We start from the raw sequence: 16,885 nt of genomic DNA, 5'->3' as shown, positions 1-16,885 counted from the left end.
ACGACAAGGAGCCCGTACCGTGGCCGGCAGCAGCCTTCTCACCCTGATCGATGACATCGCCACCATCCTTGACGATGTCTCGTTGATGACCAAGGTAGCGGCCAAGAAGACCGCCGGCGTGCTGGGGGACGACCTGGCGCTCAACGCCCAGCAGGTCACCGGTGTTGACGCCGACCGGGAACTGCCGGTGGTCTGGGCAGTGGCCCGGGGTTCGCTGGTCAACAAGCTGATCCTGATACCGGCAGCACTGCTGGTCAGCGCCCTGATACCCTGGGCGGTTACCCTGCTGCTGATGCTCGGTGGGGCTTACCTCTGCTACGAGGGAGTCGAGAAGCTGGCTCACAAGTTCCTGCACGGCGGCGAGGAAGAGGAGGCGCATCGTCGTCGCCTCGCGGCCATGGCCAACGAGCAGGTCGACATGCGAGCCTTCGAGAAGGACAAGATTCGCGGGGCGGTACGTACCGACTTCATCCTCTCTGCCGAGATCATCGTCATCACCCTGGGGACGGTGGCGGGTGTCGCCCTGGCACAGCAGGTCGCGGTGCTGGTGGGCATCGGCCTGCTGATGACCGTGGGGGTCTATGGTCTGGTGGCCGGCATCGTCAAGCTCGACGATCTGGGGCTGTACCTGAGCAGACGCAACGGCCTGCTCCGGGCGCTGGGACGTGGCCTGCTTGCCGGGGCGCCCTACCTGATGAGGGGGCTGTCGGTGGTCGGTACCCTGGCGATGTTCCTGGTCGGCGGCGGCATCCTCACCCACGGGATCCCCGTGGTTCACCATCTGGTCCAGGGCCTGGCCGAGGCGCAGTTCGACATCCCGGGGCTCAGTGCCGTGGTCCATGGTCTGGGCCCGTCGCTGCTCAATATGCTCTTCGGCCTGGTGGTCGGTGCGGCGGTGCTGGGCGCGGTGACGCTGGGGCAGCGGCTCTGGGCAGGAAGAGGGGCGTGAGGCGCGAGATGCGGCTGGGGGGGGGCATCCGGCCGGGAGTCACGAAAAACGGCCACCGCTCATATGAGCTAAGTGGCCGTTTTTACTGATGTTCTTGGTCGGAGTAGCAGGATTCGAACCTACGACCTCTGCCTCCCGAAGGCAGCGCTCTACCAAGCTGAGCTATACTCCGAACTTTTCTTGCGTCGGGTCTGTGCTGACCGACGGAGCGCATTATACGCAAGCCCTGCCGGCATGCAAGCCCCCGCGGCAGCTTTGTGCCGCTCAGTTCTGCCGGTCGACGGCCAGGCGGGCGAGCTGGGCCATGCTGTCGCGGAAGGGGCTATCGGGCAGCGCGTCGAGCTGTGCCAGGGCCCTGTCGGCCATCTCCTCGGCGCGGGCCCGGGTGTAGTCCAGGGCGCCGGTGTCGCGCACGATGGCCAGTACCTCGTCCAGGTGATCGAGGCCGCCCTTGCGGATGGCCTGGCGGACCAGGTCGCGCTGCGCGGGGGTGCCGGCGGCCATGGCCTGGATCAGCGGCAGGGTCGGCTTGCCCTCGGCCAGGTCGTCGCCCACGTTCTTGCCCATCGCCTCGGCGTCGCCCTGGTAGTCGAGCAGGTCGTCGATCAGCTGGAAGGCCAGGCCCAGGTAGCGGCCGTAGTACTGCAGGGCCGCCTCCTGCTCGGGGCTGGCGTCGGCGAGGATGGCGCCGCTGTGGGAAGCCGCCTCGAAGAGCATGGCGGTCTTGCCCTGGATGGTATCGAAGTAGGCGGCCTCGTCGGTGTCCGGGTTGCCCACGTTGGTGAGTTGCTGCACCTCGCCCTCGGCGATGGTGCAGGTGGCCCGCGAGAGCACGTCCATGATGCGCATCGAGCCCACCTCCACCATCATCTGGAAGGAGCGGGAGTAGAGGAAGTCGCCCACCAGCACCGAGGGGGCGTTGCCCCAGGCATCGTTGGCCGTGGCCTTGCCGCGGCGCATGTGGGACTCGTCGACCACGTCGTCATGCAGCAGCGTCGAGGTGTGCATGAACTCGACCAGGGTCGCCAGGGTGATGTGCCGGTCGCCCGCGTAGCCCAGCGAGCGTGCCGCCAGCAGCACCAGCAGCGGGCGCAGCCGCTTGCCGCCGCTCTCGATGATGTACTGGCCGATGGTCTCCACCAGCGGGATGCGCGAGGCGAGCTGGTCCATGATGGTGCGGTTCACGGCGAGGAAGTCATCGGCCACCGCGGCATGCAGCGGCGACGCGGGAGCGGGGTGGGGTGACTGGGGCGGTGAGGCGTTCGCTGGCATGGAGGCGGTTTCGACGGGTAGGTGGGGCCGGGGCGACGGGCGCCCCATCTGGCATCGGGTTGCCGGCCATGCTATGGGGCCCCCATGGGGGCGTCAAGCCGGTGCTGGCGGGCCCTCGGCCGGGGTGCCGGCCGCATCTCCGGGAGGGTCGCCCACGGGTTGTGCGGTCGTTCGCCCGCGGTTATAATCCGCGACCCACTCATCACGCTCCCTGTCAGATGGTTGCCAAAAGGGGCGCCACTCGCAGCAGGTCGATGAAGAGCCAACACCCGATGAGTCCTGGAGAGAAAAGCATGTACGCAGTTATCAAGAGCGGTGGCAAGCAGTACCGCGTTCAGGAAGGCCAGACTCTCAAGCTCGAGAAGCTGGAAGTGCCGACCGGCGACACCATCGAGTTCGACGAGGTCCTGCTGGTGGGCAACGACGAGGACGTCACGGTTGGCGCCCCGCTGGTCGACGGTGCCAAGGTGGCGGCCGAGGTCGTCTCCCATGGTCGTGGCGACAAGGTCACCATCATCAAGTTCCGTCGTCGCAAGCACCACATGAAGCGTCAGGGCCACCGCCAGTGGTTCACTGAAGTCAAGATCACCGGGATCTCCGCGTAAGCGGCTGCTCCCCTGAACGAGCGAGGTATTTGCAATGGCTCACAAGAAGGCAGCGGGTTCCACCCGTAACGGTCGCGACAGCGAATCCAAACGCCTCGGCGTCAAGCTGTTCGGCGGCCAGGTCGTCAACCCGGGCAACATCATCGTCCGCCAGCGTGGCACCAAGTTCCACGCCGGCACTGGCGTAGGTATCGGCAAGGACCATACCCTGTTCGCGCTGGACGAGGGCGTGGTCAAGTTCGAGACCAAGGGTCCGAAGAACCGCAAGTTCGTCAGTGTCGTCTCTGCCTGAGACCCCTGACGCTTGCAGCGAGAAGGCCCCGCCCAGGCGGGGCCTTCTTGTATCATGGCGGCATGGGCCGTCAGGAGAGTAAGAGATGCAGTTCGTCGACGAAGCCTCGATCATCGTGGAAGCCGGCAAGGGCGGCAATGGTTGCCTGAGCTTCCGCCGCGAGAAGTATGTGCCCAAGGGCGGCCCCGATGGCGGCGATGGGGGGCATGGCGGCACCGTCTACCTGATCGGGGACGATGCCCTCAACACCCTCATCGACTTCAAGTACCAGCGCTTCTACAAGGCGCAGAACGGCCAGCCCGGCATGGGCCGGCAGATGAGCGGGCGCGCCGGCGAGGACCTGCACGTCAAGGTGCCGGTGGGCACCACGGTGATCGACGAGGACACCCTCGAGGTGATCGCCGACGTCACGGAGATTGGTCAGGTGGTACTGGTGGCCCAGGGCGGCCGCCGGGGGCTCGGCAACATCCACTTCAAGTCCTCCACCAACCGCGCGCCGCGGCGCACCACGCCGGGGACCGAGGGCGAGCGCCGCAACCTGCGCCTTGAGATGAAGGTGATGGCCGATGTGGGCCTGCTGGGCCTGCCCAATGCCGGCAAGTCGACGCTGATCCGCTCGGTCTCCGCGGCCAAGCCCAAGGTGGCCAACTACCCCTTCACCACCCTGGTGCCCAACCTCGGCGTGGTGAAGCTCGGCCAGCACGAGCACTTCGTGATGGCCGACGTGCCCGGCCTGATCGAGGGGGCCTCGGACGGTGCCGGCCTGGGGCTGCGCTTCCTCAAGCACCTGACCCGCACCCGGCTGCTGTTCCACGTGGTCGACGTGGCGCCCTTCGACGAGTCCGACCCGGTGGAGGCCGCCGAGGCGATCATCCACGAGCTGGGCGAGTTCTCCCCGGCGCTGGCCGAACTGCCGCGCTGGCTGGTGCTCAACAAGCTCGACCTGCTGCCGGCCGAGGAGCGCGAGGCGGTGGCCGACGAGATCGTCCGTCGCCTGGGCTGGGAGGGGCCGGTATTTCGCATCTCGGCGATTTCCAGCGACGGCACCGATGCCCTGGTGCAGGCCGCCTACCGCTGGCTCACCGAGCAGCGCCGCCTCGAGAACGAGGACGAGGAAGCCGCCGAGCGCGCCCGCGAGATGCGCGCGCGGATGGAGGACGAGGCGGTGGCCCGCACCGAGGCCCGCCTCGGCCGCAAGCGCAAGCCGGCCGACGAGGATGACGACGATTTCGATGACGACGACTATGACGTCGAGGTCGAGTATGCGCCCTGAGGGGTGATCGGTCCGCACGCTGGGTGCCCGTTGAGGGGTGAACCGAGGAAAGGATGGAAAGCAACGAGCAGGTAGTCGGCCGCGAGGCCCTGAAGCGCGCGCGCCGGGTGGTGGTGAAGATCGGCAGTGCGCTGCTGACCAATGATGGCCGCGGCCTCGACGAGGCGGCCATCGGCGGCTGGGTGGACCAGATCGCCGCGCTGCACCGCCGGGGCATCGAGGTGGTGCTGGTCTCCTCCGGCGCGGTGGCCGCCGGCATGGTGCGCCTGGGCTGGCAGGCCCGCCCCTCGGCGGTCCACGAGCTCCAGGCCGCGGCGGCGGTGGGCCAGAATGGCCTCACCGAGTGCTACGAGGGCCACTTCGCCCGCCACGGCCTGCTCACCGCCCAGATCCTGCTCACCCACGATGACCTCTCCAACCGCAAGCGCTACCTCAACGCCCGCTCGGCGCTGCGCACCCTGGTCGCGCTGCGGGTGGTGCCGGTGGTCAACGAGAACGACACCGTGGTCACCGACGAGATCCGCTTCGGCGACAACGACACCCTGGGGGCCCTGGTCGCCAACCTGCTGGAGGCCGACGCCCTGGTGATCCTCACCGACCAGGAGGGGCTGTTCGATGCCGATCCGCGCTCGAACCCCGGGGCGCGGCTGATCGCCGAGGGGCGCGCCGACGACCCGACCCTGGCCGCGGTGGCCGGCGGCGGCGGGGCGCTCGGCCGCGGCGGCATGACTACCAAGGTGCGGGCGGCCCGGCTGGCGGCCCGCTCCGGTGCGGTCACGGTGATCGCCAGCGGTCGCCAGCCGGACGTGCTCGGTCGCCTGGCCGAGGGCGAGCGGCTGGGGACCCTGCTGCTCCCCGAGCAGGCGCCCATGGCGGCGCGCAAGCGCTGGCTGGCCGGGCAGCTGCAGGTGCGCGGCAGCCTGACCCTGGATGCCGGCGCGGTGAAGGTGCTCAAGGGCAGCGGCTCCAGCCTGCTGGCGGTGGGGGTGACCGCCGTCAGCGGCCAGTTCCGCCGCGGCGACATGGTGCTCTGCGTCGACGACCAGGGACAGCGCGTGGCCAAGGGGCTGGTCAACTACGGCGCCGACGAGGCCCGCCTGCTGGTCGGCAAGCCCAGCCACCAGATCGAGGCCATCCTCGGCTACATGGAGGCGCCGGAGCTGATCCATCGCGACAACCTGGTGGTGCTCTAGCACTCTCTGCCCTAGCACTCTCGCAGGAACTATGGCAAGCACGGGGTTGGCGTGATAGGATACGCCATCCTCTCAGACACGGCCCCTAAGCGACTGCGCTCGATGGCGCAGCCGGCAACATGGCCAGGCCGGCGGGGATTTTTTATTTCCCTGTTGGATCATACAGTTATCAAGTGTCGCCCGCAGATGGCGACCACAACTTTCTCCAAGGAGACAGTCAGTGGCGAACAGCAAGCAAGCCCGCAAGCGTGCCCGTCAGGCGGAAGGTCGTCGTGTCCTGAAGGCGAGCCAGCGCAGCATGGTCCGTACCTACATCAAGCGCGTCGTCAAGGCCATCAACGGCGGTGACCACGCCCAGGCCATGGACGCCTTCAAGCAGGCGCAGCCGGTCATCGACCGCATCGCCGACAAGGATGTGCTCTCCAAGAAGAAGGCCGCGCGCCTGAAGAGCCGCCTGAACAAGCGCATCAAGGCTCTCGCGGCGTAAGCCAGCCGAGCGCCAGCAGAAAAACCGGCTGCGGCCGGTTTTTTTGTGTCCGCGATTCTTGCCGAGCGCCCGCCGCGGCGCCGAACGAGGAACAGACGGTGACGGATCACGAACAGCCCCCCGAGCCCCGGGGCGACGAACCCCAGACGCCTGACGGCGGCCGCCGCCCGCCGGCCGTCGACGACCACGACCGCGCAGTGGCGCCCAAGGCGGGCGGCCTGATGCGCTCCGGCCTGGTGGTCAGCGTGATGACCATGCTCTCGCGGGTGATGGGGCTGGCGCGCGACGTGGTGATCGCCACCCTGTTCGGCGCCGGCAACGGCGCGGACGCCTTCTTCGTCGCCTTCAAGATCCCCAACTTCCTGCGCCGCCTGTTTGCCGAGGGGGCCTTCAACCAGGCCTTCGTGCCGGTGCTCTCGGAATATGCCACGCGCGGCAGCAAGCGCGAGGTGAAGGAGCTGCTCGATGCGGTGGCCGGCAGCCTCACGGCGGTGCTGGCACTGATCACGGCGCTGGCCATGCTGGCGTCGCCCTGGCTGGTGTGGGCCTTCGCGCCCGGTTTCGGCCGCGACCCGGAGAAGCTGGCGCTGACCGCCGACATGCTGCGGCTGACCTTCCCCTACCTGCTGCTGATCTCGCTCACCGCCTTCGCCGGCAGCACGCTCAACACCTGGAACCGCTTCGCCGTGCCGGCCTTCACCCCGGTGCTGCTCAACCTCTCGCTGATCGGCGCGGCGCTGCTGCTCACCCCGCTGTTCGAGGAGCCGGCCATGGCGCTGGCCTGGGGCGTGCTGATCGCCGGGGGCGCCCAGCTGGCCTTCCAGGTCCCCTTCCTGGCGAGGCTGGGGCTGCTGCCGCGGCCCTGGCCCGACTTCGCCCACAGCGGGGTGCGGCGCATCCTGCGGCTGATGGTGCCGGCGCTGTTCGGGGTCTCGGTGTCGCAGATCAACCTGCTGCTCGACACCGTGCTGGCCTCGCTGCTGGCGGCGGGCAGCGTCTCCTGGCTCTACTACTCGGACCGCCTGGTGGAGCTGCCGCTGGGGGTGTTCGGCATCGCCATCGGCACGGTGATCCTGCCGGCGCTCTCCAGGCGCCATGCCGAGCAGTCCGGCGAGCACTTCGCCGCCATGCTCGACTGGGCGATCCGTGCCGTGCTGCTGCTCGGCCTGCCCGCGGCCCTGGCCCTCGCCGTGCTCGCCGAGCCGCTGCTGATCTCGCTGTTCCACTACGGCGCCATGACCGAGCGCGATATCGCCATGGCGGCGATGAGCCTCAGAGCATATGCCTTCGGGTTAGTGGCCTTCATGCTGATCAAGGTGCTGGCGCCGGGCTTCTTCGCCCGCCAGGACACTGCCACCCCGGTGAAGGTGGGCATCATCGCCATGGTCGCCAACATGGTCTTCAACCTGATCCTGATCTGGCCGCTGGCCCATGCCGGCCTGGCGCTGGCCACGGCGCTCTCGGCCTTCCTCAACGCCGGCCTGCTGGGCTGGCTGCTCAGGAAGCAGGGCGTGCTGGTCTTCCAGCCCGGCTGGGGGCGCTACGCGGTACAGCTGGTCGGTGGCTGCACGGTGATGGGTGTGGGACTGGCCTGGCTGGCCCCCGAGTGGCAGGCCTGGCTCGAGTGGAGCGTCTGGACCCGCGCCGGCTGGCTGGCGCTGCTGGTCTCGGTCGGGGTGGTGGTCTACTTCGTTTGGCTGGCGGCCTTCGGGGTGCGGCTTCGCCATTTCCGGATGAAGGGCTGAAGCATGCCAACCAAACGCCGCTCCGCGGCGGATCGCGACGCAAGCGTTGCTCCCACAATTCATGTCATGGCCGGTGGCTAGGGGGACATGTGGGAGCGGTGCTTGCACCGCGAAAGGCGGAGAGCTCTGTCAGTGGGTATGAGCAGCCAATCGCCGTGCGAGTCGAAGCGTCGAACCGTCAGCTCCCACAAGAAGCAGCTGATCACCGGTCTCCACAAGAGACGGCGGGGAAAGACCAAGCCGCGCCGGCTGTCAAGGGGCCCCCGGTCCGTTATAATCGTGGACTTTATTTCCCAGCGTGATGACGCCCATGCGAGTGATTCGAGGACTGCACAACCTGCGTGACGAGGATCGCGGCTGCGTGGCCACCATTGGCAACTTCGATGGCGTGCACCGCGGCCATCGGGCGATCCTCGAACAGTGCCGCGAGCAGGCCGCTCGACTCGGCCTGCCGGTCACGGTGGTGGTCTTCGAGCCCCAGCCCCGGGAGTTCTTCGCCGGCGACCAGGCGCCGCCGCGGCTGACCCGGCTGCGCGACAAGGTGGCGCTGCTCGGCGAGTGCGGGGTCGATCGCATCCTCTGCCTGCCGTTCAACGATGCCCTGCGCAGCCTGACCGCCCTGGAGTTCATCGAGCGAGTGCTGGTGGAGGGCCTGGGCGTGCGCCACCTGGTGGTGGGGGATGACTTCCGCTTCGGCTGCGACCGCCGCGGCGACTTCCACCTGCTCACCGAGGTGGGCGAGACCCGCGGCTTCGGCGTCGAGCACACCCGCACCTTCACCGTCGACGACGAGCGGGTCTCCAGCACCCGGGTGCGCACCCTGCTGGCCAGCGGCAACTTCGCCGCCGCGGCGCGCCTGCTGGGCCGACCCTACCGGTTGGGCGGCCGGGTGGTGCCCGACCGGCAGCTGGGCCGCACCATCGGCGTGCCCACCGCCAACCTGCCACAGCCGGCCCGGTCGCTGGCCCTGCAGGGCGTCTATGCGGTGGTCACCGAGCTTCCCGACGGGCGCTGCCTGCCCGGCGTGTCCAACATCGGCTGGCGCCCCACGGTGGGAAGCGCTCGGCCGGTGCTCGAGGTGCACCTCTTCGATTTCGACGGCGACCTCTACGGCCGGCGCCTGACGGTGTTCCCCTGCGCCAAGCTGCGCGGCGAGGTGAAGTTCGACGACTTCGCGGCCCTGAAACACCAGATCGGCCTCGACCTCAAGCGGGCCCGCGCCTACTTCGCGAAACACCCGGCAGGCGACGGCAGCGACGATTCTCTTCCTCTGGCATCGGCGCCGCTGGCGCGCGAGGCCGTGACTTCCGATTCCTCGGCGGGTGCGCCCGCCGACCACGACGACGGCTGACCCCCAGGATATGAGCGACTACAAGCACACTCTGAACCTGCCAGAAACCGACTTCCCCATGCGCGGCATGCTCCCGAAAAAGGAGCCCGCCCGGGTGGCGCAGTGGAAGGAGATGGACCTCTACCATCGCCTGCGCGAGGAGCGCCGGGGCAGGGAGCTGTTCGTCCTTCACGACGGCCCTCCCTACGCCAACGGCAGCATCCACATCGGTCACGCCGTCAACAAGATCCTCAAGGACATCATCGTCAAGTCGAAGAACCTGGCCGGCTTCGACGCCCCTTACGTGCCCGGCTGGGACTGCCATGGCCTGCCCATCGAGCACAAGGTGGAGACCACCCACGGCAAGCACCTCGAGCCGGCGCGTGCCCGCGAGCTGTGCCGCGAGTACGCCGCCGAGCAGATCCAGGGCCAGCTCACCGACTTCGTGCGCCTGGGCGTGATCGGCGACTGGGACAACCCCTATCGCTCCATGGACTACGCCAACGAGGCCGGCGAGATCCGCGCGCTGGCCGACATGGTCGAGGCGGGCTACGTGTTCAAGGGGCTCAAGCCCGTGAACTGGTGCTTCGACTGCGGCTCGGCGCTGGCCGAGGCCGAGGTCGAGTATCAGGACAAGAAGTCCGACGCCATCGACGTGGCCTTCCCGGTGGAGGATGCCGACAGGCTGGCCGCCGCCTTCGGCCTGGAGGCCCTATCCAAGCCGGCCGCCATCGTCATCTGGACCACCACCCCCTGGACCATCCCCGCCAACCAGGCGCTCAACATGCACCCGGCGTTCACCTACGCCCTGGTGGACACCGGCGATCGTCTGCTGGTGCTGGCCGAGGAGCTGGTGGAATCCTGCCTGGAGCGCTTCGGCCTCACCGGCGAGGTGATCGCCACCGCCAAGGGCGAGGCCTTCGACGGCATTCGCTTCCGCCATCCCTTCTATGATCGCCTCTCGCCGGTCTATCTCGCCGACTACGTGGAGTCCGAGGTGGGCAGCACCGGCATCGTCCACTCGGCCCCGGCCTACGGCGTCGACGACTTCGTCACCTGCCGCGCCCACGGCATGACCTTCGACGAGATCGAGAGCCCGGTGCAGGGCAACGGCGTCTACGCCGACAGCCTGCCGTTCTTCGGCGGCCAGATGATCTGGAAGGCCAATCCGCAGATCGTCGCCAAGCTCGAGGAGGTGGGGGCGCTGCTGGCCCACAAGGTGATCACCCACAGCTACATGCACTGCTGGCGCCACAAGACGCCGGTGATCTACCGCGCCACCGCCCAGTGGTTCGTGGGCATGGACGTGGCCGGCAAGGACGGCAAGACCCTGCGCGAGCGGGCCCTGGAGGGCATCGAGGCCACCACCTTCACCCCGGCCTGGGGCAAGGCGCGCCTGCACAGCATGATCGCCAACCGCCCGGACTGGTGCATCTCCCGCCAGCGCAACTGGGGCGTGCCGATCCCGTTCTTCCTGCACAAGGCCACCGGCGAGCTGCACCCGCGCACCCTGGAGCTGATGGAAGAGGCCGCCAAGCGCGTGGAGCAGGAGGGTATCGATGCCTGGTTCCGCCTCGACCCCGCCGAGCTGCTGGGCGAGGAGGCCGCCGACTATGACAAGGTCACCGACACCCTGGACGTCTGGTTCGACTCCGGCACCACCCACCGCCACGTGCTGCGCGGCTCGCACCCCCACGGCCACGAGCAGGGGCCGATCGCCGATCTCTACCTGGAGGGCTCCGACCAGCACCGCGGCTGGTTCCACTCCTCGCTGCTGACCGGCTGCGCCATCGACGGCCACCCGCCGTACCGCGGCCTGCTGACCCACGGCTTCACCGTGGACGCCCAGGGCCGCAAGATGTCCAAGTCGGTGGGCAACGTGGTGGCGCCCCAGGAGGTGATGGACAAGCTCGGCGCCGATATCCTGCGCCTGTGGGCAGCCTCCACCGACTACTCCGGCGAGATGGCCGTCTCCGACGAGATCCTCAAGCGCACCGCCGACGTCTACCGCCGCATCCGCAACACCTCGCGCTTCCTGCTCGCCAACCTGAACGGGTTCGAGCCGAAGCGCGACGCGCTGCCCTTCGACCAGATGCTGGCCCTGGACCAGTGGGTGGTCGATCGTGCCGCCCAGCTGCAGGCGCGTATCGAGACCGCCTATGAGGAGTACCGCTTCCTCGACGTCTACCAGCAGGTGCACGGCTTCTGTGCCCGGGAGCTCGGCGGCTTCTACCTGGACGTGATCAAGGATCGCCAGTACACCACCCAGGCGGACTCCGTGGCGCGCCGCAGCGCCCAGACCGCGCTCTACCACGTGGTCGAGGCACTCTCGCGCTGGGTGGCGCCGATCCTCTCGTTCACCGCCGAGGAGATCTTCGAGAACATCCCGGGCAAGCGCGGCGACAGCGTGCTGCTGGCCGAGTACTACACGGGCCTCGGGACGCTCGCCGATGACGCCGCCATGGGCCGCGACTTCTGGGAGCAGGTGCTCGAGGTCAAGCAGGCGGTCAACAAGTGCCTGGAGGATGCCCGCAACGCCAAGGCGATCAAGGGCAGCCTGGCTGCCGAGGTCACCCTCTACGTGGACGACGCCCTGCAGGCCACGCTCGCCAAGCTGGGCGACGAGCTGCGCTTCGTGATGCTCACCAGCGAGGTGACGCTCAAGCCGCTCGGCGAGGCCCGGGACGCCGAGGCCACCGAGCTCGAGGGGCTCAAGGTGGCCGTGGCCGAGAGCCCCAACAACAAGTGCGAGCGCTGCTGGCACCATCGTGAGGACGTAGGCACCCACCCGGCACATCCGGACCTCTGCGGGCGCTGCATCAGCAACCTGCCGGACGGCCCCGGCGAGACGCGCCAGTATGCCTGACGGCCGGCGCGAGGAGAGGGCGATGTCCGAGGGAAGCGAGGCGAGCATGAGCGACAAGACCGGCCGGCCCGAGGCCACGCCCATGGACCGCCCCCTGCGCTGGCTGTGGCTGGCGCTGGCGGTGATCGTGCTGGATCTCGGCACCAAGTATCTGGCCAGCGGTCTGCTCGACTACGCCCGGCCGGTGGAGGTGCTGCCGTTCTTCAACCTGACGCTGCTGCACAACACCGGCGCCGCCTTCAGCTTCCTGGCCGGCCATCCCGGCTGGCAGCGCTGGTTCTTCGCCACCATCGCGGTGGGGGCGAGCATCGGCCTGACGGTCTGGATGCGTCGCCTCAGGCGCGACGAGACGCTGCTGGCGGTGTCGCTGGCGCTGATCATCGGTGGGGCGCTCGGCAACCTCTACGACCGGCTGGTGCACGGTTACGTGGTGGACTTCCTCTCCTTCCATGTGGCCGGCTGGTACTACCCGGCCTTCAACGTGGCGGACATCGGCATCACCCTGGGGGCCATCGGCCTGATCTGGGAGTCGCTGTTCGCTGAGCGGCGCCGGGCCCGTCGGCGTGGCTGAGGAACCCGCTCGCCGCTCCTGTGGGAGCGCAATTCATTGCGCGAATGGCGCCGTCAGGCGCCCGATAAGGCCTCCGAACTTTACCACCCTTACCGAGTCCGAGACTGTCATGAGCGACCAGAGCAGCCCCCAACACCGCATCGACGAGGGCATGGAAGTGACCCTGCACTTCACCCTCAGCCTGGAAGACGGCACCGTGGTGGATTCCACCCGGGACAAGGCGCCCGCCACCTTCCAGGTGGGCGATGGCAACCTGCCGCCGGGCTTCGAGCATCCCCTCAAGGGGTTGGCGAGCGGCGACACCGGCAGCTTCGAGATCACCCCCGAGCACGCCTTCGGCCAGCACAATCCCCAGAACATCCAGATGCTCAAGCGCGACGACTTCGAGAGCGACGAGCCGGAGGTGGGCATGGTGATGTCCTTCGCCGATGCCGCCGGCGGCGAGCTGCCCGGGGTGATCCGGCACATCGAGGGCGAGCAGGTGGAAGTGGACTTCAACCACCCGCTGGCGGGGCGTACCCTGACCTTCGAGGTGGAAGTGCTGGACGTGAAGCCCGCCACGACGCATTGACCCCATCGCTTTGCCAGCAAAGCTCCTACATTGTCTGGCGGATTACCGAGGTTCTGTGTAGGAGCGCTGCTTGCAGCGCGATAGCGGTGTCTCTCGATTAATCCAATGCAACGGTGCTGCGGCATCAAGGCAAGGCCCCCATGCAACCCAACACCATGCAAATCAAGCTGGCCAACCCCCGCGGCTTCTGCGCCGGCGTCGACCGCGCCATCGAGATCGTCAATGGCGCCCTGGACGCCTTTGGCCCGCCGATCTACGTGCGCCACGAGGTGGTCCACAACCGCTTCGTGGTCGACAGCCTGCGGGAGCGGGGAGCGGTGTTCGTCGAGGAGCTCCATGAGGTGCCCGACGACGTCATCGTGATCTTCTCGGCCCACGGGGTCTCCCGCGCCGTGCAGGAGGAGGCCGAGCGCCGCGGCCTCAAGGTGTTCGACGCCACCTGCCCGCTGGTCACCAAGGTGCACCTGGAGGTGCTGCGCTACGCCCGCCGCGGACAGGAATGCATCCTGATCGGCCACCAGGGGCATCCCGAGGTGGAGGGCACCATGGGGCGCTACGACACCTCCCATGGCGGGCAGATCTACCTGGTCGAGGACGAGGCGGACGTGGCCAGGCTCGAGGTGAAGGATCCGAGCAAGCTGGCCTTCGTGACCCAGACCACCCTCTCCATGGATGACACCGCCCGGGTGATCGACGCCCTGCGCGCGAAGTTCCCGGAGATCCAGGGGCCGCGCAAGGACGACATCTGCTACGCCACCCAGAACCGCCAGGACGCCGTGCGCGAGCTGGCGGACGGCGCCGACCTGGTGCTGGTGGTGGGCAGCCCCAACAGCTCCAACTCCAATCGCCTGCGCGAGCTCTCCGAGCGGGTCGGCACCCCGGCCTACCTGGTCGACAGCGCCGAGCAGGTCGACCCGACGTGGCTCGATGGGGTTGGGGTGATCGGCGTCACCGCCGGCGCCAGCGCCCCCGAGGTGCTGGTCAAGGGGGTGATCGAGCGGCTGCAGGCGCTGGGGGCCACCGCCCCCGAGGAGCTTGCCGGCCGCGAGGAGACCATCACCTTCTCCATGCCGCGCGAACTGCGCGAGCGTGTGATCGCCAGCGAGTAACGCGCTCCTCGCCCCGCCGACACGAAGACGCCGCCGTCAGAGTCCTGACGGCGGCGTTATTTATATAGGTTAGGAGTTTGCGGGAAGGAGTTTCGTAGGAGCTCAGCTTGCTGAGCGATCCATCGCGCAGCGATGGCGGATCAGAATTGCCAGCCCAGGCTGAGGCCAGCCCCCAGCTGATACATGCTCAGCTCGATTTCCTGGCCCGGGCCCATGGGGTTCTCTCCACGCACCGTCTCCTCCGGCGAGTAGAAGGCCATGCCGGAGAGGCTCAGGCCACTCGGAAGCTCCCGGGTGAAGCCGCCGGTGATATGCCACTCCTGCACGCCGGGGGCCAGGATGTTGAATAGCACCTCGCTCTCCGGGATCGGCTGCTCGCCGTAGCTGAGGCCGGCCCGCCAGGTCTGGCGGTCGTCCTGCTGCCACTGCCAGCCGAGCTTTACTACGGTCATGTCGTCCCAGCCGAAGCCGGAGCCGTCGTCATCCCCCAGGCGCGTGGTGAGATCGAAGGGGTTGCCCACGCTGTTGATCTCGCTGTAGCGGATATGCTGCACGTCCAGCAGCAGCCAGTGGTCCTCGATGCCCGACCAGGCCAGGCCGGCGTGGAACATCTGCGGGATGTCGAAGTCGCCCTGTTCGGCGAAGAGCCCGCGATAGGCGTCGAACTCATCCATCTTCAGCACCTTGCGCCAGCTCAGCCCGCCGCGCAGTTCGTCAGTGAGCTGCCCCTGCCAGCCGATCTGGAAGCCGTAGCCCCAGGCATCGTCGGTGCCGTTGTCGGAGAGGGCGCCCGGGTCGGAGGACATCAGCGCGAAGTTGCCCAGCCCCTCGGCGGAGAAGCGCTGATAGGCAATCACCGGCGAGATGCCGATGGCCTGCTGCTCGGCAAAGCGCCAGGTCCAGGTGGGAGCGATGAAGCCCTGCTCCAGGTTCACGCCGGCCTTGCCGCCCCCGAAGGTGCCGCCGTTGCTGCCATCGTACTCGGTGTTCATGCCGCCATTGGCGAACACCGAGAGGCCCAGCGTCTGGGTCTCGGTGACCTGGCGGTTGTAGCCGAGATGGGGGATCAGAAAGGCCTCGTTCTCGCTCTCCCGAGTGCCGGGCATCAGGTAGAAGGTCTGCGGGCTCCGGGGGCCGCCACCCTCGACGCGGTACTCCCGGTGCGGCGAGAAGAGCTCGGCGCCGACATCCGCGCGGTCGCCGATGAAGGCCATGCCCGCCGGGTTGGTCGCCGCGGCGATGCTGTCCTGGGCCAGGGCGGTCCCGGCGCCGGCCATGCCCTGGTTGATAGTGCCGTAGCCGTGGGAGAAGTAGCCGTTAGTCGCCAGTGCCTGGGCCGGGGCGAGGGCCGCCAGCACCAGCAGGGAGTGCTTGAGTCGCATCATGTTGCCTGTGGGTCAGGGGAGGGGGAGTTTTGCGCCCCCTTCTACAGCATGGTGGTTATAATGAAAAGTAATCAGTTTTTATACTGATATGCCGTGATTCCTTCCGCTGTGGCACCACAGTCAAGCCTGCGCACGGCAACGGTGGGCAGGAAGGCTAGCCTCGGCCGCCGGGTCCTCCACGGGCCACAGGGACCGCGAGGAGCGCCACGTAAGCAGCCGCTCACCCGGCAGGCATGGCATTTTTGCTCCTTCACCCTATCGAAACGCCACATCTTGATACATACTGAAACAAATGCCTTGATCCTCAGGGAGACGCAGCGCGTGACCCCCACGAGCACACCATTCAGGCCCCAGGGCCCCTCAGGCAGCACCCGGCACAGCGCCGGCTTTACGCTCATCGAACTGCTGATTGCGGTAGCCGTGATCGGGATCTTGGCGGCGATAGCGATTCCTAATTACCAGCGTTATGTAGAACAGGCACGCAGAACGGATGCCATGTCGGCTCTGACCAGCATTGCTGGTCAGTTGGAGCGCTGCTATACGGTGACTAGTGATTATCGTTATAGCGGGTCTTCAGGAGCGACCAATACGATTTGCGTCAGTACACCGCAGCTTTCAGAGGAAGGCTTTTATGAAGTTGATATCGCGGCATCATCAGCTAGTTATCTATTGACGGCAGACCCTGACCCTGATGGCGGTGCTATAGATCCCAACGGAAAGCAGAAGAACGATAGTTGTGGAAGTTTTACCCTCAATCATCAAGGTGTGAGGACTCCAGATGATTGCTGGAACTAAAAAAAAGGTAGCGGGTTTTACCTTGATCGAGCTTTTGGTCACAATAGCCCTTGTCATCGTAATGGCGACCATTGCAGTGCCTAACTTTAAAAGCTTGATAGAGCGGAATCGCCTTTCTTCTGATTTTAATATAATCTTGTCGAGCCTGAATTATGCTCGTAGTGAAGCCGTTAAACGTCGCGAGAATGTTACGGTGCAAGTATCAGGAGCTTGGCAAGTGCTCGTACAAACTGAAGCCAGTGGTAGTGTGACGACCTTAAGGCAAGTTTCGAGTAATGATGGTTCTGTCAGTGTGAGCCCTGACCCGTTTGAAGTCACTTTTAATGCGTTAGGACGAAGCCCTAATTGTAAGAGTGCTACACCTTGCGATCTTTCTATTATTTATAACGAGTCCGAGGCGTTAAATGTAAATGCCGCCGGAAACATATCTAGGCCTTAATGC

At 67.0% G+C, this 16,885-nt stretch carries 16 protein-coding genes and 1 tRNA gene; 14 read left to right on the top strand and 3 right to left on the bottom strand.

Features of this window, described 5'->3' with window-relative positions; translation table 11 throughout:
- Window positions 1-19 precede the first annotated feature (19 nt).
- Complete coding sequence (locus DFP85_RS13410) at window positions 20-949, top strand: DUF808 domain-containing protein (protein WP_133636855.1); 930 nt, start codon at window positions 20-22, stop codon at window positions 947-949.
- 95 nt (window positions 950-1,044) lie between these two features.
- Here the strand turns inward: DFP85_RS13410 and DFP85_RS13405 are convergent.
- Both DFP85_RS13405 and ispB read right to left on the bottom strand, forming a co-directional pair.
- Window positions 1,045-1,121 (bottom strand) — tRNA-Pro (locus tag DFP85_RS13405).
- A gap of 92 nt (window positions 1,122-1,213) precedes the next feature.
- Entirely contained in the window at window positions 1,214-2,221 is a 1,008-nt protein-coding gene (ispB, locus tag DFP85_RS13400; RefSeq protein WP_133636853.1) for an octaprenyl diphosphate synthase, read from the bottom strand.
- A gap of 293 nt (window positions 2,222-2,514) precedes the next feature.
- Here ispB and rplU point away from each other — a divergent pair, with 293 nt between their 5' ends.
- The 11 genes from rplU to ispH all read left to right on the top strand — a co-directional run bounded on the left by rplU (window position 2,515) and on the right by ispH (window position 14,263).
- Window positions 2,515-2,826 (top strand): 50S ribosomal protein L21, encoded by a 312-nt coding sequence (rplU, locus tag DFP85_RS13395; RefSeq protein ID WP_040183063.1) that lies wholly within the window; start codon window positions 2,515-2,517, stop codon window positions 2,824-2,826.
- Between the two features lie 34 nt (window positions 2,827-2,860).
- Window positions 2,861-3,118 carry a 50S ribosomal protein L27 gene (gene rpmA, locus DFP85_RS13390; RefSeq protein ID WP_040183062.1) on the top strand — a complete coding sequence of 86 codons (258 nt, stop codon included), beginning with the start codon at window positions 2,861-2,863 and terminating at the stop codon, window positions 3,116-3,118.
- A gap of 85 nt (window positions 3,119-3,203) precedes the next feature.
- On the top strand, window positions 3,204-4,391 hold the full coding sequence (gene cgtA / locus DFP85_RS13385; RefSeq protein WP_106232093.1) for an Obg family GTPase CgtA: 1,188 nt from the start codon (window positions 3,204-3,206) through the stop codon (window positions 4,389-4,391).
- A 53-nt stretch (window positions 4,392-4,444) separates the two neighbouring features.
- The gene (gene proB, locus DFP85_RS13380; protein ID WP_133636852.1) at window positions 4,445-5,584 is read left to right on the top strand and encodes a glutamate 5-kinase; all 1,140 of its coding nucleotides are present in this window, start codon (window positions 4,445-4,447) and stop codon (window positions 5,582-5,584) included.
- Window positions 5,585-5,804: 220 nt separating this feature from the next.
- Entirely contained in the window at window positions 5,805-6,071 is a 267-nt protein-coding gene (gene rpsT, locus DFP85_RS13375; protein ID WP_133636851.1) for a 30S ribosomal protein S20, read from the top strand.
- Window positions 6,072-6,292: 221 nt separating this feature from the next.
- Window positions 6,293-7,816, top strand: coding sequence for a murein biosynthesis integral membrane protein MurJ (murJ, locus tag DFP85_RS13370; RefSeq protein WP_133636952.1), 1,524 nt, complete (start codon window positions 6,293-6,295; stop codon window positions 7,814-7,816).
- Between the two features lie 310 nt (window positions 7,817-8,126).
- Window positions 8,127-9,167 (top strand): bifunctional riboflavin kinase/FAD synthetase, encoded by a 1,041-nt coding sequence (ribF, locus tag DFP85_RS13365; protein WP_133636849.1) that lies wholly within the window; start codon window positions 8,127-8,129, stop codon window positions 9,165-9,167.
- A 10-nt stretch (window positions 9,168-9,177) separates the two neighbouring features.
- Complete coding sequence (ileS, locus tag DFP85_RS13360; protein WP_133636847.1) at window positions 9,178-12,012, top strand: isoleucine--tRNA ligase; 2,835 nt, start codon at window positions 9,178-9,180, stop codon at window positions 12,010-12,012.
- A 22-nt stretch (window positions 12,013-12,034) separates the two neighbouring features.
- On the top strand, window positions 12,035-12,583 hold the full coding sequence (gene lspA / locus DFP85_RS13355) for a signal peptidase II (RefSeq protein ID WP_243737303.1): 549 nt from the start codon (window positions 12,035-12,037) through the stop codon (window positions 12,581-12,583).
- 109 nt (window positions 12,584-12,692) lie between these two features.
- A complete protein-coding gene (gene fkpB / locus DFP85_RS13350) occupies window positions 12,693-13,154 on the top strand; it encodes an FKBP-type peptidyl-prolyl cis-trans isomerase (protein ID WP_133636845.1) in 462 nt (153 codons plus the stop codon).
- Window positions 13,155-13,309: 155 nt separating this feature from the next.
- Window positions 13,310-14,263 (top strand): 4-hydroxy-3-methylbut-2-enyl diphosphate reductase, encoded by a 954-nt coding sequence (ispH, locus tag DFP85_RS13345; protein WP_133636948.1) that lies wholly within the window; start codon window positions 13,310-13,312, stop codon window positions 14,261-14,263.
- Window positions 14,264-14,403: 140 nt separating this feature from the next.
- Here the strand turns inward: ispH and DFP85_RS13340 are convergent, their stop codons facing one another.
- Window positions 14,404-15,648, bottom strand: a complete 1,245-nt coding sequence (locus tag DFP85_RS13340) for an OmpP1/FadL family transporter (protein ID WP_208108510.1) — start codon at window positions 15,646-15,648, stop codon at window positions 14,404-14,406.
- A 321-nt stretch (window positions 15,649-15,969) separates the two neighbouring features.
- Between DFP85_RS13340 and DFP85_RS19220 the strand changes: the two genes are divergently transcribed.
- Together DFP85_RS19220 and DFP85_RS13330 are read left to right on the top strand one after the other, a co-directional pair.
- Window positions 15,970-16,443: a type IV pilin protein gene (locus DFP85_RS19220; RefSeq protein ID WP_133636843.1), complete on the top strand. Its 474-nt coding sequence runs from the start codon at window positions 15,970-15,972 to the stop codon at window positions 16,441-16,443.
- On the top strand, window positions 16,427-16,882 hold the full coding sequence (locus tag DFP85_RS13330; RefSeq protein ID WP_133636841.1) for a GspH/FimT family pseudopilin: 456 nt from the start codon (window positions 16,427-16,429) through the stop codon (window positions 16,880-16,882). The genes DFP85_RS19220 and DFP85_RS13330 overlap by 17 nt, the downstream gene beginning before the upstream one ends.
- Window positions 16,883-16,885 lie beyond the last annotated feature (3 nt).

Origin of the sequence: Halomonas ventosae (assembly GCF_004363555.1) — a bacterium.
Classification (GTDB): domain Bacteria; phylum Pseudomonadota; class Gammaproteobacteria; order Pseudomonadales; family Halomonadaceae; genus Halomonas; species Halomonas ventosae.
This window is presented reverse-complemented; position numbering and strand designations above follow the sequence as displayed.